This is a genomic window from Chitinophaga solisilvae (genome assembly GCF_009928525.1).
GTDB lineage: Bacteria > Bacteroidota > Bacteroidia > Chitinophagales > Chitinophagaceae > Chitinophaga > Chitinophaga solisilvae.
Map to the genome: position 1 here is coordinate 56,683 of NZ_JAABOK010000004.1, position 14,785 is coordinate 71,467.

The following is a 14,785-nucleotide window of genomic DNA, read 5'->3' on the forward strand; positions in this document are numbered from 1 at the left end:
GAGATTTATATAAAAGCGAAGAACAGAGGGATTTTTAACGTATAATCGCTCTGTTCTTCGCTTTTATATAAATCTCAAATAACTAAATAAAAAAATAAACCGGTCTCCGCTCTTCATTCGCAATTTGTAATTCGTCCTCTTCAAATTTTTGTATGAAAAAAATTCTTCTTCTCGCTGTTATATCTGTTGCTTTTCAGGTGCAGGCGCAGCAACGGCAGCGTCATTCTTTTGCGTTGGGAAAATCTGATTTTCTGCTGGATGGAAAGCCTTACCAGATGATTAGCGGGGAAATGCATCCGGCGAGAATTCCACATGAATACTGGCGTCATCGTATTCAGATGGCGAAGGCGATGGGATGTAATACAATAGCGGCTTATGTTTTCTGGAACTATCATGAGCCGGTAAAGGGGCAGTTTGATTTTTCTTCCGGTAATCACAATATAAAAGAGTTTATCAGGATAGTACAGGAAGAAGGGATGTGGGTAGTATTGCGTCCGGGTCCTTATGTATGTGCAGAGTGGGAGTTTGGCGGATTGCCGCCTTATCTGCTGCAGATTCCGGATATTAAAGTGAGATGTATGGACCCCCGGTACATGCAGGCAGTTAACACTTATGTGGAGCGGCTGGCAGCAGAGGTGAAGCCATTGCTCGTAACCAGCGGCGGACCTGTGGTGATGATGCAGATAGAGAATGAATATGGCAGTTATGGTAATGATAGGAACTACCTGGAAACGCTGAAAAATTTATGGATAAATAACGGAATAGACATTCCGTTTTATACAGCGGATGGTCCTACTGCTTATATGCTGGAAGCGGGCAGTGTGCCGGGCGCCGCCATAGGACTGGATTCTGGAGGCTCTGAAGCTGATTTTGCCGCTGCAAAAAAACAAAATCCGGAGGTGCCGGCATTCAGCAGTGAATCTTATCCCGGTTGGCTGACACACTGGGGAGAAGCCTGGCAGCGCCCCGGCGCAGACGGTATTGTCAGGGAGGTGAAGTTCCTGATGGATACCAGACGATCTTTTAATTTATATGTCATTCACGGCGGTACCAATTTCGGCTATACGGCTGGTGCCAATTCCGGTGGTAAAGGTTATGAGCCGGACGTTACCAGTTACGACTATGATGCGCCCATCAATGAACAGGGAGGAGCAACGCCCAAGTACCACGCTTTACGGCAGCTGCTGGCATCCTATCTGCCCAAAGACAGGAAGCTGCCTCCTGTTCCGGCGCCCGTTCCTGCTATCAGTTTTCCTGCCGTCACACTTACACCGTTTACTTCAGTATGGGAGCACCTGCCGCAGCCGGTGCATTCCGTACAGCCGCAACCGTTTGAAGCCTATGGGCAGGACTACGGCTTCATGTTGTATAAGACTATCCTGACCGGACATAAAAGCGGCAGGCTGGCTATCCGCGATCTGCATGACTACGCTACCATATTCCTGAATGGTAAATATATAGGCAAAATAGACAGAAGGCTGGGAGAGCAATCCATTGACCTGCCGAAGAGCGATGTGCCCAACCCTGTGCTGGAAATCCTCGTAGAAGGTATGGGGCGCATTAATTTCGCAGAGTTTATAATAGACCGTAAAGGTATCACAGACCGTGTAGTCCTCAACGGTATGACGCTGATGAACTGGGATGTATACGGTTTACCGATGACGGAGCCGGATATCAGCCGCATATCGGCTACTGCAGCTACTGCAGCTACTGAGCGCCCGGGACGTTTTTTTAAAGGTTCCTTTACCCTCGGCAACACCGGTGATACCTATATTGATATGTCTGCCTTCAAAAAAGGCATCGTCTGGGTAAACGGCCATAACCTGGGCCGTTACTGGGAAATAGGCCCGCAGAAGCGTCTTTACTGCCCGGCACCCTGGCTGAAAGCAGGCAGCAATGAAATAATTGTATTCGACCTCCACCAGGTAGATGGGGCGGGAGTAATGGGTACGACCAGTCTGGAGTAATTACGAATTACGAATTGCGAATTACGAATGAGGAGCGAAGACCTAAGCGGATAAAGAATTTGGTATAACCGTTCTGTTCTTCGCTCCTCATTCGTAATTCGCAATTCGCAATTCGTAATTATACATAGTGTATATATTACGCAAAGTGCATATTTTTTATCATTTTATTTCCTTAACTTAGGTAAGTTGGTTTTTCATATTTATTAACTTTCTAAAACAGGCTTGCCATGGGAAAAGTACGTAATATCCTGCAGGCCAAGGGTCATGCAGTTTACTCTATCCGTCCGGATAATACCGTTTTTGAAGCCCTGCAGATGCTCGTTGACCGAAATGTAGGAGCCCTCACCGTAGTAGACGAAAATGACAAATTCCTTGGGATCTTTTCAGAAAGAGATTATGCCCGCAGAGTCATTTTAAAAGGACGCGCTTCCAAAGAAACACTGATCAGTGAAATCATGACGGAACGTCCTATCACCGTTACTGAAGAAGATTCAATAGAAGACTGTATGGTAAAGATGACGGATAAACGTATTCGTCACCTGCCCGTTACGGATGAGCAGAACAGGCTGGTAGGCCTGATCTCTATCGGAGACGTGGTGAAATTTATTATAGATGATCAGCGCTATATTATTACCAGTCTGGAGTGTTACATTAGCGGAACACATACCTGATAATCGCAAAATCATTTTTGTTTTTTACGGGGATTGTTTGTAAATTCAGTTATCATATAGCCTATGCCGTTATGAGGTGCTATATTCTATCGTTATGAATTTTCCCTGCCCCAAACGGTTTGAATGAAGACTCGGTTCACTTTTGATTTAAAGACACAGTTCATTTAGAAAGCAGACTCAAAAGATTGGTAATAACGGAACTTTTAAAGTAAATCGTCCTGGAGGGACGAACACCTTGCAAAGCGCTGTTGAAAATACCATCCCTGTTTGGCCGTTCGTTGTATACGGCGGTATTGTACTGATACTGGTAAGTCTCATACTGGGATTATCGTATGTACTCGGGCAACGTCATAAAGACCGCGCCACCGGAGAAGCATATGAATCCGGAATTGTTTCCACCGGCTCTGCACGACTTCGTTTTCCTTCTCAGTTTTATCTTATCGCCATGCTGTTCGTTATCTTCGATATTGAAACAGTATTGATTATTTCCTGGGCCATCGCCTACCAGGAAGTAGGATGGGCGGGCTTCGCCGGCGTATCTGTCTTTATTGTGATCCTATTGGCTGTACTTATTTATGAATGGCGCAACGGCGCCCTGGACTTCGGGCCTGACGGCAGGAAAATACTGCGCGCATACAAAAAACGGCGAAAAAACAGCGCAGCTAACTTACACGACTACACGGACATTCAACAGCAACAAGCGGTATTGTAACACCAGAATGGTTGATTTTATTTTTTCAACTTCAACGTTCTACGCATGAAATGGTGGTTAACAAAAGCCAATGACGTTTCGGGTAAAGTATCCGGCAATACTTCTATGGAAGAAGTTATTCAGCAGAGCGTGATGCTTACCAGCGTGGAACGCCTGCTGGGATGGGGGCGGCAGAATTCCATGTGGCCCTTTCACTTTGGTCTTTCCTGTTGTTTTGTGGAGATGGCTACTGCCATGACACCCAAATACGATGTGGCCCGCTTCGGTGCTGAAGTAATCCGCGGCACTCCCCGTGAAGCAGATGTAATGATTATTGCCGGTACCGTATTCATTAAAATGGCCCCCGTTATCAAACGATTGTATGAACAGATGATGGAGCCCCGGTGGGTGATCTCTATGGGCTCCTGTGCCAATTCCGGCGGTATGTACGATATATACAGCGTAGTGCAGGGCGTGGATAAATTTTTACCGGTAGATGTATATGTACCGGGCTGTCCTCCGCGCCCCGACGCTTTTATGCAGGGACTCATTCTCCTGCGCGACAGCGTTGGTAAGGAAAAACGTCCCCTCAGCTGGGTCATCGGCGATCAGGGCGTGATACGGCCGGAGAAAACATCGCAGCGCGAACTTAACCACGATCGCCGGCAACAGATGACACAGTTTAAAACACCTGACGAAATATAAAAATGACGTACTAACAGTAACGGATATATGAAAAAATGACCTGATTCAGTAAAACAATATTTACTCCACAGTCTAAACTTAATACGCTATGCCAGAGAGCATTGCAGCGGAATTAAGCTCCCGTTTCGGTGAAGACACCGTTAAAGCCCAGGTTACGCGGGATGAGACGCCCACCTTCCGGACGCCACAGGAGAAGATTGTGGCTATACTCCAATACCTGAAAAACGAAATCAAAATGCCCTATCGCATGCTCTATGACCTCACGGCCATCGATGAGCGTGCGTATAAAAGGGAGCAGAACGGCCATAAACCCTATGATTTCACCCTGGTATACACCCTCTTCTCCTTTGACAGAAATGAATTCCTCCGCCTGAAAGTTGGCCTCTACGGCGATTTCCCGTCCTCCGATACCATCACTCACCTCTGGCCGGCCGCCAACTGGTATGAACGTGAAGTATTTGATATGTTTGGTATCCGCTTCAACGGGCATCCCCTGCTGAAAAGAATCCTGATGCCCCCCACCTGGGAAGGTCATCCGCTCCGTAAGGAACATCCGGCACGCGCTACTGAAATGGGCCCTTTTAAGCTCTTTGATGAGAAAGTTGACAGGGAGCAGAGCGCCCTGCTGTTTAGCCCGGAAGAATGGGGCTTAAAACGCCACAGCGACGATGCCGATTATATGTTCCTCAATATCGGACCGCAACACCCGGGCACACACGGCGTTTTACGCATCATCCTGCAACTGGAAGGAGAAAACATTGTGGACGCTGTGCCCGACATCGGTTTCCACCATCGTGGCGCAGAGAAAATGGCGGAAAGGCAGTCGTGGCACACCTACATTCCCTATACGGACCGTATCGACTATCTCGGCGGCGTAAACAATAATCTCGCCTACCTGCTCGCCGTGGAGAAGCTTGGCGGCATTGACGTGCCGCTGCGAGCCCAGGTGATCCGTGTCATGCTATGTGAACTTTTCCGCATCGCCAGCCACGTGGTATGGTACGGCACATTTGCACAGGACCTCGGCCAGCTATCCCCCGTATTCTACATGTTCACCGACAGGGAACGCATCTTCGAAATCATTGAGGCCATCTGCGGCGGCCGCATGCATCCCAACTGGTTCCGTATCGGCGGCGTTGCACAGGACCTGCCCAAAGGCTGGGATACCCTGGTGAAAAACTTCGTGCAGTACTTCCCGGCAAAACTCCGCGAGTACGACAAAATGGTCATGCAGAATTATCTCTTTAAAGCCCGTACCAAAGGTATCGGCATCTATACCCTGGAAGAAGCCATTGAGTGGGGCGTAACAGGCCCCGGGCTGCGTGCCTGCGGCCTGGAATGGGATATGCGCAAGAAAAGGCCATATGGAGGCTATGAAAACTTTGCTTTCGAGGTCCCGGTCGCTGACAACGGAGATTGTTACGACCGCGCGGTAGTACGGGTGGAAGAAATGCGGCAAAGTCTGCGCATCATCCAGCAGTGCCTGGAATATATGCCGGAAGGAGATTTTAAGTCGCACCACCCGCTTGCTACCCCGCCTGTGAAACAAAATACCATGCAGGATATCGAAACACTCATACACCATTTCCTGAACGTAAGCTGGGGCCCCGTTATCCCCGCCGGCGAAGCCATGAGCTGCACAGAAGCCACCAAAGGCTGGAACAGCTACTACCTCGTCAGCGATGGCAACACCGCCGCTTACCGCACACGCATCCGTACCCCGTCATTCCCCCACATGCAGATGATACCGCTGATCAGCCGCGGATACACCGTGGCAGATCTGCTCTCCATACTGGGTGGCATGGACTACGTACTGGCAGATATTGACCGATAATCATTACATATGTTATCAGCTATCGAAATAGAAAAAATTACGCATGAACTGCAGCACGTCCCGGTTAAAAAGGCCGCCTGCATTGAAGCATTGAAAATAGTTCAGCAGCAGCGCCGGTGGGTATCTGACGAAAGTGTGGCAGACATTGCGCAGATACTGGAGATGAGCGCTGCAGAAGTGGACAGCGTGGCCACCTTCTACAACCTCATCTTCCGGCGCCCTGTTGGCAGACATGTCATCCTCCTGTGCGACAGCATCAGCTGTTACGTCATGGGCTATACGAAAATACTGGACAGGCTGACCTCCCTGCTTAACATCCGCTACGGACAAACCACACCAGACGAACGTTTCACCCTGCTGCCCAACGCCTGCCTCGGTACCTGCGACCATGCACCCGCCCTGATGATCGACGAAGACCTCTACCGCGACATCACGGAACAGGACGTGGAGTCCATTCTGGACAGGTACCCCTGAATTATTTGATTATTTGAGATTTTACAGGAGCGAAGACAAAAGCGCAGACAGCAGCGAGACGAGATGTAAGCGTAAGTTCTCAGATAATAAAATGAAAAAATCTTGAATGAATTTTTTTTATAGCAGAGATAATTATAAAAATCCGGCACCGGTAAAATCTCAAATAACAAAATAATAAAATAAAAAAATATAAGATGAAGGAGCGCCCGCTTACACAATACATTCCTGATTCCGGAACATTGCATCTCCGGGAATATGAGGCCGTGGGTGGGTATGCGGCCCTGCGTAAGGTGTTACGGGAAATGACGCCGGCAGAAGTGACAGCACTGGTAAAAGACGCTAACTTAAAAGGACGCGGAGGCGCAGGCTTCAGTACAGGAATGAAATGGAGTTTTGTGCCGATGGATGTGCCTGGACCCAGATACCTCGTAGCGAATGCTGATGAAATGGAACCTGGAACATTCAAGGACCGCTGGCTGCTGGAAGGGAATCCGCATCAGCTGCTGGAAGGAATGATTATTTCAGCCTATGCCATTCAGGCTACAGAGGCTTTCGTGTTCCTGCGATGGGCATATAAATATGCGGCGCATGAAATGCGCAGGGCTATTGCAGATGCCTACATGGCTGGTTATCTCGGTAAAAATATTTTAGGAAAGGATTTTAATCTGGAGATGCAGCTGCACACTGGTGTAGGAAGATATATGTGCGGAGAAGAAACAGCCCTCCTGAATTCACTGGAAGGCAAACGCGCGACCCCCCGCGCCAAACCGCCGTTCCCACAGGTGAGCGGTCTCTTTGGCAGACCCACCATCGTGAATAATGTGGAAACCCTCAGCTGGATGCCGCATATCGTTAATAACGGTCCGGAGTGGTTCAAATCCCTGAGCTATACCGGTGACGGGGGTACGAAAATCTATGGTGTCAGTGGTAAAGTAAATAAACCCGGCGCCTGGGAACTGCCCATGGGCGTTACCATGCGCGAGCTGCTGGAAGAACATGCCGGTGGTATGAAAAACGGCTACCGCTTTCGCGGCGCACTGCCAGGCGGCGCATCTACCGATTTTTTAACAGATGCCCACCTGGATGTAAAAATGGATTTCGCCGGCGTAGCTGCTGCCGGCAGCAGGCTGGGAACAGGCACGATGGTCGTGCTGGACGATCACACCTGCCCCGTAGGTTTCGTACATAACCTGGAACATTTTTTTGCACAGGAGTCCTGCGGCTTCTGCACTCCCTGCAGGGAAGGTCTTCCCTGGACAGAAAAGATTTTATTGTCGCTGGAAAAAGGTACCGGCACCATGGCGGATATAGAACAGCTGGATATGCATACCCGCCTGCTGGGACCCGGTAATACCTTCTGCGCGCTGGCGCCGGGAGCTATGGAACCCTTGCAGAGTGCACTGAAATATTTCAGAGACGATTTTGAACAACATGTCAAAGAAAAAAAATGCCCTTATGCCCATCATTCACATTGATAATAAACCATACGAAGTAAAGGACGGCAAAAACCTGCTGGAAGCGGTGCTGTCCCTGGGCTTTAACCTGCCCTACTTCTGCTGGCATCCGGCCCTGGGGTCGGTGGGGGCCTGCCGCCAGTGCGCTGTAAAAGCCTTCCGGGATGAGCAGGATACGAAAGGCAGGCTGGTCATGGCCTGTATGGAACCGGTACGGGATAATATGCGTATATCCATTGCCGATAGTGATGCCGCCGGATTCAGGAAACATGTTATCGGATGGCTCATGACCAATCACCCGCATGACTGCGCCGTTTGCGATGAAGGCGGATCCTGCCACCTGCAGGACATGACGGTGATGACGGGGCATAACTACCGGGATTATCATTTTACCAAACGCACCTATAACAATCAATACCTCGGGCCGTTTCTCAACCATGAAATGAACCGCTGTATCCAATGCTACCGCTGTGTGCGATTTTATAAGGATTTTGCAGGAGGGAAGGACCTGGATGTTTTCGCTGCCCATAACCATGTGTACTTCGGCCGGCAGCAGGATGGCACGCTGGAAAGTGAGTTCAGCGGCAACCTCGCAGAGATCTGCCCTACCGGCGTTTTCACCGATAAAACCCTGAAACAGCACTATACCCGCAAATGGGATCTCACCACCGCGCCCTCCATCTGTCAGGGCTGCGGACTGGGATGTAATATCATCGCCGGTGAACGCTATGGCTCGCTGAGACAGATTACCAACCGCTACAACGGTGATGTAAACGGCTACTTCCTGTGCGACCGCGGCCGGTACGGGTATGAATTTGTGAATAGTAAAGAACGTATTACGGAACCGCTGGTACGGCATTATCCGGGTGATGCCGCCAACGGGCAACCGGTGTTGCATCACGTACGCAACCGCATGAAGGCCGGAAAAGTAATCGGCATCGGTTCCCCACGCGCTTCGCTGGAATCCAACTACGCCCTGAAAGAGCTGGTAGGAGCGGAGCATTTCTATCTCGGTATCTCAGAGAATGATCATGAACTGGTATCTCTCATGCTGAAGATATTACAGCAGGGACCCGTTAGGGCAGCTACCATGCAGGAGGCCGCTGCGGCTGATGCCGTGCTGATTCTGGGGGAAGACCTGACCAATACCGCACCCATGCTGGCTTTGTCTGTACGGCAGGCAGTACGCCGCATCCCGGTGCAGGAAGTTGTCAGCAGTATTCATATGCCCGCCTGGCAGGATGCTGCCGTGCGGGAGGCTGTACAGGAAAGCAAAGGTCCGTTGTTTATTCTCAATGTGCTGGAAACAAAACTGGATGAACTGGCTGCCGGCGCCTATCATACTGCACCGGACAACATAGCGCGTATAGGCTTCGCCGTTAGTCATCTGCTGAGTGGCCAGGTGCCGGAAGTAACAGGAATGTCGGACGAAGGAAAAGCGGCTGCGCAAAAAATTGCAGCAGCGCTGAAAGCGGCGAAGAACCCGCTGATTATCGCCGGTTACAGCAGCTGCAATGAAGCCGTGATAAAGGCTGCCGCCAACGTCGCCTGGGCGCTGAAGGAACAGGGCATCGATGCTATGCTGTCTTTCACCGTACCAGAATGCAACAGCATGGGCCTTGAAATGCTGGGAGGCCACCGGCTGGATTCTGCGATCGACGAAGTCATGAATGGCAACGCTGCTACGGTCATCATCCTCGAAAATGATCTGTACAGAAGAATGGATCAGCATACGGCCAATCATTTTTTTGATCGCTGTAAAGATGTTATCCTGCTGGATCATCTGTTTAATGCTACCGCGGAAAGAGCTAATATATTACTTCCGGCTGCCACATTCGCGGAAGCGGATGGTACGCTGGTCAGCAACGAAGGCCGCGCACAACGCTTCCTGCAGGTATTTACAGCCGCCGGCAGTATGCAGGAGAGCTGGCGCTGGCTGCTGCAGATAGCCACGCTGAATGGCCACCCTGTGTTGCAACATCTCGCTCATCTGGATGATATAGTAGTTGCTATACAGCAACGTTACCCGGTATTTACTGGCATTGAGTCGCTGACGCCGCCGGCGGATTTCAGGATGGCCGGACAAAAGATCCCCCGCGAAACCCACCGCTACAGCGGCCGTACAGCTATGCAGGCCAACCTGCATGTAAGCGAGCCTAAGCCTCCGGAGGATGAAGATACCGCCCTGTCTTTCACCATGGAGGGCTACCGCGGAGAACCGCCATCTTCTGTCATCCCCTTCTTCTGGGCGCCGGGGTGGAACTCTGTGCAGTCTGTCAACAAATACCAGGTGGAAACGGGCGGCCCGCTGCATGGCGGTAACCCGGGTAAACGACTGATTGAACCTAAAGTAAACGCACAAACGAAATTCTATATGGAGGCGCCGCAACCCTTCCTGCCGCTCAGCGGCCACCTGCTGCTGGTGCCCGTGTATCATATCTTCGGATCAGAAGAACTGAGCGTGCATACCCCCGGTATTGCGGAACGTATGCCCGCGCCATATATTATGCTGCACAGCGAAGATGCCAGACGATTCCAGGTGACGGAAGGGCATCTGCTGTACTTTACGGACAAAGGACATCAGTACGCGCTGCCGGTGATTATCAATGATAAACTGCAGAAAGGCGCGGCAGGTATTCCTGTCGGACTACCACACATGCAGGTTGCAGAAGCGCCGCAGCTGGTTAAAATATAAGTATCATGACAAACCCATGGTGGATTATAGGAGGAGTACTCTTTGTACTGCTGAATGCCGCAGCTGGACTGATCTGGCTGGAACGCAGGATGCTGGCCCTGTGGCAGGACCGGTACGGTCCTAACAGGGCAGGCCCGTTCGGCATCCTCATCGTTCTCGCGGATACGCTGAAACTCTTCTTCAAGGAAGACTGGATACCTCCGTTTGCCGATAAGGTAGTATTTGTATTCGCTCCGGCTGTAGTGGCGGCGAGCGTGCTGATGAGCTTTGTGATAGTGCCTTTTGCACCAGGCATCGTTGTCAGCGATATGAACATCGGTATCCTGTTCTTTCTGGCTATGTCTTCCCTGGGCGTATACAGCATTGTGCTGGGCGGCTGGGCTTCCAACAATAAGTATGCGTTGCTGGGCGCAATGCGCGGCGCTTCGCAGATGATAAGCTATGAAGTATTTATGGGGCTGGCGCTGATGGGCGTAGTGGTCATGAGTGGTTCTTTCAACCTGAGCGTTATTGTGGAAGCGCAGAAAAATGTATGGTTTATATTTCCGCAACTCATCGGATTTGTGATATTCCTGATTGCCGGTATTGCAGAAACACACCGTCTGCCGTTTGATATACCGGAAGCGGAAAGCGAGCTGGTGGCGGGCTTTCACTCGGAATATTCGGGGATGAAATTCGGTATGTTCTTCATCGGCGAATATCTGGGCATCACCCTGATATCAGCTATGGTGGTGGTACTTTATTTCGGCGGATGGCTAGGGCCATCCTTCCTGCCACCGGTGATCTGGTTCGTCATCAAAACATTCGCCTTCATTATGCTGTTCATCCTGCTGCGTGCTTCCATGCCACGCCCGCGCTATGATCAGCTGATGGAGTACGGCTGGAAGGTACTCTTCCCTTTATCGCTGCTGAACCTGATGGTAACAGCTGCTATTAAACTATGGCTCAGCACTCACTAAGTAGTCAAATAAATAATAAATAACTAAATCTCAATTATATGTTTAGTCTGTTGCGCAGTATGTGGCTTATTTTCCTGCACATGTTCCACAAGCGGGATACGTACCAGTATCCGGAGCAGAAAGCACCGCTGCCGGCCCGCTGGCGTGGCCGTATTGCCCTTACCCGTGATCCTGACGGAGAAGAACGTTGTGTAGGTTGTTATCTCTGCGCTGCTGCCTGTCCGGTAGACTGTATCTCGCTGCAGGCTACGGAAGACGAGCACGGACGCAGGTATCCTGAATTCTTCCGGATCAACTTCTCCCGCTGTATCTTCTGCGGATTCTGTGAAGAAGCCTGTCCTACCTACGCGATTCAGTTATTGCCGGACTTCGAAATGGCGGAGTACAACCGCCAGAACCTGGTGTATGAAAAGCATGACCTGCTCATCAACAGCCAGGGAAAATATCCGGGATACAATTATTACAAAATAGCTGGTCTGGCCATCCATAACAAAGACAAAGGCGATGCGCAGCACGAAGAGCCACCGGTAGATATTAAAAGTCTGTTACCATAAAATAAAGATCATGGATGCCACATTTTTCATTGCCGCCGGAATAGCCGTTCTCGCTACATTGCGTGTAATCACCAGTTACAATATCATGCATGCCTTGCTGTACCTGGTAGTATCGCTGCTGGCGGTGGCGGTCGTGATTTATGTTTATGGTGCGCCATTTATGGCCGTGCTGGAGATTATTATCTATGCCGGCGCTATTATGGTACTGATTATATTTTTTGTAATGATGCTCAACCTCGGGCTGGAAACATCAGAGCATGAGAAGGCATGGCTGCGCCCGCGGATCTGGATTATTCCGGGCATTCTGTGTTTAATACTGCTGGGAGAAATGTTATTCCTGATTATACAGAACAGGCAACCGGCCGGAAATATTCAGGTGGTGGAGCCGAAAGCCGTGGGTATGGCGCTTTTCGGGCCGTACATCATCGCGGTGGAACTCACCGGCATATTGCTGATGGCAGGTATCGTAGGCGCTTATCACCTGGGCCGTCAGCAGAAAAAGATATCGCATCGTTTTCTTGAAAATTTTGAGTTATGAACATGCATCCGACAACCGCAGGCTTATTGCTGGCCGGCATCTTATTCGTGCTGGGGTTAATCAGTGTGCTCATCCGGCGCAATATCATCTTCATGTTGCTGTCCGTTGAAATCATGCTGAACGCCGCCGGGCTGGCATTTGTGGTGGCTTCCTCTCACTGGGGTACTGCCGACGGGCAGGTGATGTTCATGTTCATCCTGGCGATGGCTGCGGCGGAAGTCTCGGTGGGCCTGGCGCTCATTCTGCAATTATATCACCAGCTGAGAACACTGGACAGTGATGAAGCGAATCGTATGCATGGATAATATACAGCAAACCTGATCACTCATTAATACATCTGAAATGAATTCCGCGCTGATACCGGCCATTCCATTTTTAAGTGCATGTATACTCATGCTGGGCTGGAAACGTATAAATCGTACAGCCGTTTCCGTTATCGCCTGCGGAAGCCTGGCGTTGTCGGCACTGATAGCTGTGGTTGCTGCAGTTCAGGTGGCGCAGCATAATGGCGCGCCGCAGATGCTGCAGGTATGGAACTGGATGCAGGTAGCCGGATTCCGGGCGGGGATAGACTTCCGGCTGGATGCATTATCGGTTGTATTTGTACTGGTGATTACCATCGTAGGCTTTTTAATACACGTATACGCTACCGCGTATATGCATGATGATGAGGACTACAGCCGCTTCTTTGCCTGTATGAACCTGTTTGTAGGCGCCATGCTGGTGCTGGTGATGGCGGATAACCTGGTATTACTGTACCTGGGCTGGGAGGGAGTAGGCTTATGCAGTTACCTGCTCATCGGCTTCTGGTATAAAGACCCTGCCAACGGCTATGCTGCCCGCAAAGCCTTTATTGTAACGCGTGTAGGCGATACTGCGATGGCTTTTGCCCTGTTCCTGTTGTATCAGCATACCGGCACCCTCCATATTCAGGGAGTATTGCAGGCAGGCGCACAGCTGTGGGCCAAAGGAGATCCTGCCGTTACAATGATTGCCCTGCTGCTGCTGGGCGGAGCGGTGGGCAAATCCGCACAGCTGCCGTTACAAACGTGGCTGCCGGATGCCATGGCTGGCCCTACACCGGTAAGCGCGCTGATACATGCTGCTACCATGGTAACAGCAGGAGTGTATCTGATTGCACGTACGCATACCTTATTTGAACTGGCGCCTGCGGCGCAGACAGCCACCGCTGTTATCGGTGGTATGACGCTGGTGATAGCCGGCGTCAGCGCGCTGGTACAGACGGATATAAAACGGGTACTGGCCTATTCTACCGTCAGTCAGATCGGATACATGTTCCTGGCGCTGGGCTGCGGGGCATGGTCTGCCGCTATCTTCCATTTCGTCACACATGCTTTCTTCAAGGCATTGTTGTTCATGAGTGCAGGCGCTGTTATTGTTGCCTTGCATCATGAACAGGATATGTTTAAGATGGGCGGATTGAAGAAATTGTTACCCGGTGTTTTCTGGGTATTCCTGATAGGTTCTGCCTCGCTGGCAGCGCTGCCGTTTGTAACGGCAGGCTTCTACAGCAAGGACCAGATCATATGGCTGGCCTGGTCTGCTGCCGGCGGTGGTACCGGCTATTGGATTACGGCCTTGCTGGGAGCATTGCTCACCGGCATGTATACTTTCCGGATGTTCTTTCTGGTTTTTTACGGAGAAGCCCGCACACATGTTCATCACCGGCCCGGCGCACGTATGATGGTACCGCTGTATATACTCGCGGTGCTGTCTACGGTGGCTGGCTTTGTGGAGCTGCCGCATACGCTGGGACATGTTACGCTTTTCAGTCACTGGCTGCTGCCGGTATTGCCTGCCGTGCAGGTGGTAACGGAATCTGCTGCGCTGGAATGGACTTCCCAGGCGGTATCTGCGCTGTTGTCATTTGCAGGTATCGGTATGGCGTATATGTGGGTGATGAAGCATCCGCAGGGGATGCGCGAGTTCCTGGAAATGCCCGCCATTGTATGGCTGCGCGGCTGCTGGCAACGGGGCTGGGATTTCGATGAAATCTACGATGCATTGCTGGTACGGCCCTTCGTTTTCCTCAGTCAGATAAACAGTAAGGACCTGGTAGATAAGATATATACAGGACTGGCCCGCGCCATGGAATGGTGCCACAACATGATGGCGCGCACGCAAAGCGGTATTCTGCGGTGGTATATTATGGGAGTGGTACTGGGTGCAGTAGCTATCCTGTCTGTCTTAATCTGGCGGCTATACGAAATCTGATAACGTAA

13 protein-coding genes are annotated in these 14,785 nt (G+C 50.7%); all 13 read left to right on the forward strand.

Annotated features, from left to right (window positions below; translation table 11 throughout):
• Positions 1-152 precede the first annotated feature (152 nt).
• Positions 153-1,967, forward strand: a complete 1,815-nt coding sequence (locus GWG06_RS09000) for a glycoside hydrolase family 35 protein (protein ID WP_160712693.1) — start codon at positions 153-155, stop codon at positions 1,965-1,967.
• 227 nt (positions 1,968-2,194) lie between these two features.
• Positions 2,195-2,638, forward strand: a complete 444-nt coding sequence (locus tag GWG06_RS09005) for a CBS domain-containing protein (protein ID WP_127039199.1) — start codon at positions 2,195-2,197, stop codon at positions 2,636-2,638.
• Between the two features lie 235 nt (positions 2,639-2,873).
• On the forward strand, positions 2,874-3,350 hold the full coding sequence (locus GWG06_RS09010; RefSeq protein ID WP_160712695.1) for an NADH-quinone oxidoreductase subunit A: 477 nt from the start codon (positions 2,874-2,876) through the stop codon (positions 3,348-3,350).
• Between the two features lie 45 nt (positions 3,351-3,395).
• Positions 3,396-4,034 (forward strand): NADH-quinone oxidoreductase subunit B, encoded by a 639-nt coding sequence (locus GWG06_RS09015; protein WP_127039193.1) that lies wholly within the window; start codon positions 3,396-3,398, stop codon positions 4,032-4,034.
• Between the two features lie 88 nt (positions 4,035-4,122).
• Complete coding sequence (nuoC, locus tag GWG06_RS09020; protein ID WP_160712697.1) at positions 4,123-5,868, forward strand: NADH-quinone oxidoreductase subunit C/D; 1,746 nt, start codon at positions 4,123-4,125, stop codon at positions 5,866-5,868.
• 9 nt (positions 5,869-5,877) lie between these two features.
• On the forward strand, positions 5,878-6,342 hold the full coding sequence (nuoE, locus tag GWG06_RS09025; protein WP_127039187.1) for an NADH-quinone oxidoreductase subunit NuoE: 465 nt from the start codon (positions 5,878-5,880) through the stop codon (positions 6,340-6,342).
• Positions 6,343-6,536: 194 nt separating this feature from the next.
• Entirely contained in the window at positions 6,537-7,817 is a 1,281-nt protein-coding gene (gene nuoF, locus GWG06_RS09030) for an NADH-quinone oxidoreductase subunit NuoF (protein ID WP_160712699.1), read from the forward strand.
• Complete coding sequence (nuoG, locus tag GWG06_RS09035; RefSeq protein ID WP_160712701.1) at positions 7,798-10,491, forward strand: NADH-quinone oxidoreductase subunit NuoG; 2,694 nt, start codon at positions 7,798-7,800, stop codon at positions 10,489-10,491. The genes nuoF and nuoG overlap by 20 nt, the downstream gene beginning before the upstream one ends.
• Positions 10,492-10,496: 5 nt before the next feature.
• On the forward strand, positions 10,497-11,450 hold the full coding sequence (gene nuoH / locus GWG06_RS09040; RefSeq protein WP_160712703.1) for an NADH-quinone oxidoreductase subunit NuoH: 954 nt from the start codon (positions 10,497-10,499) through the stop codon (positions 11,448-11,450).
• Between the two features lie 38 nt (positions 11,451-11,488).
• A complete protein-coding gene (gene nuoI, locus GWG06_RS09045) occupies positions 11,489-12,004 on the forward strand; it encodes an NADH-quinone oxidoreductase subunit NuoI (protein ID WP_127039175.1) in 516 nt (171 codons plus the stop codon).
• Positions 12,005-12,014: 10 nt separating this feature from the next.
• Complete coding sequence (nuoJ, locus tag GWG06_RS09050) at positions 12,015-12,542, forward strand: NADH-quinone oxidoreductase subunit J (RefSeq protein ID WP_160712705.1); 528 nt, start codon at positions 12,015-12,017, stop codon at positions 12,540-12,542.
• Entirely contained in the window at positions 12,539-12,847 is a 309-nt protein-coding gene (gene nuoK / locus GWG06_RS09055) for an NADH-quinone oxidoreductase subunit NuoK (RefSeq protein ID WP_127039169.1), read from the forward strand. The genes nuoJ and nuoK overlap by 4 nt, the downstream gene beginning before the upstream one ends.
• 37 nt (positions 12,848-12,884) lie before the next feature.
• On the forward strand, positions 12,885-14,777 hold the full coding sequence (gene nuoL / locus GWG06_RS09060) for an NADH-quinone oxidoreductase subunit L (RefSeq protein WP_160712707.1): 1,893 nt from the start codon (positions 12,885-12,887) through the stop codon (positions 14,775-14,777).
• Positions 14,778-14,785: the final 8 nt, after the last annotated feature.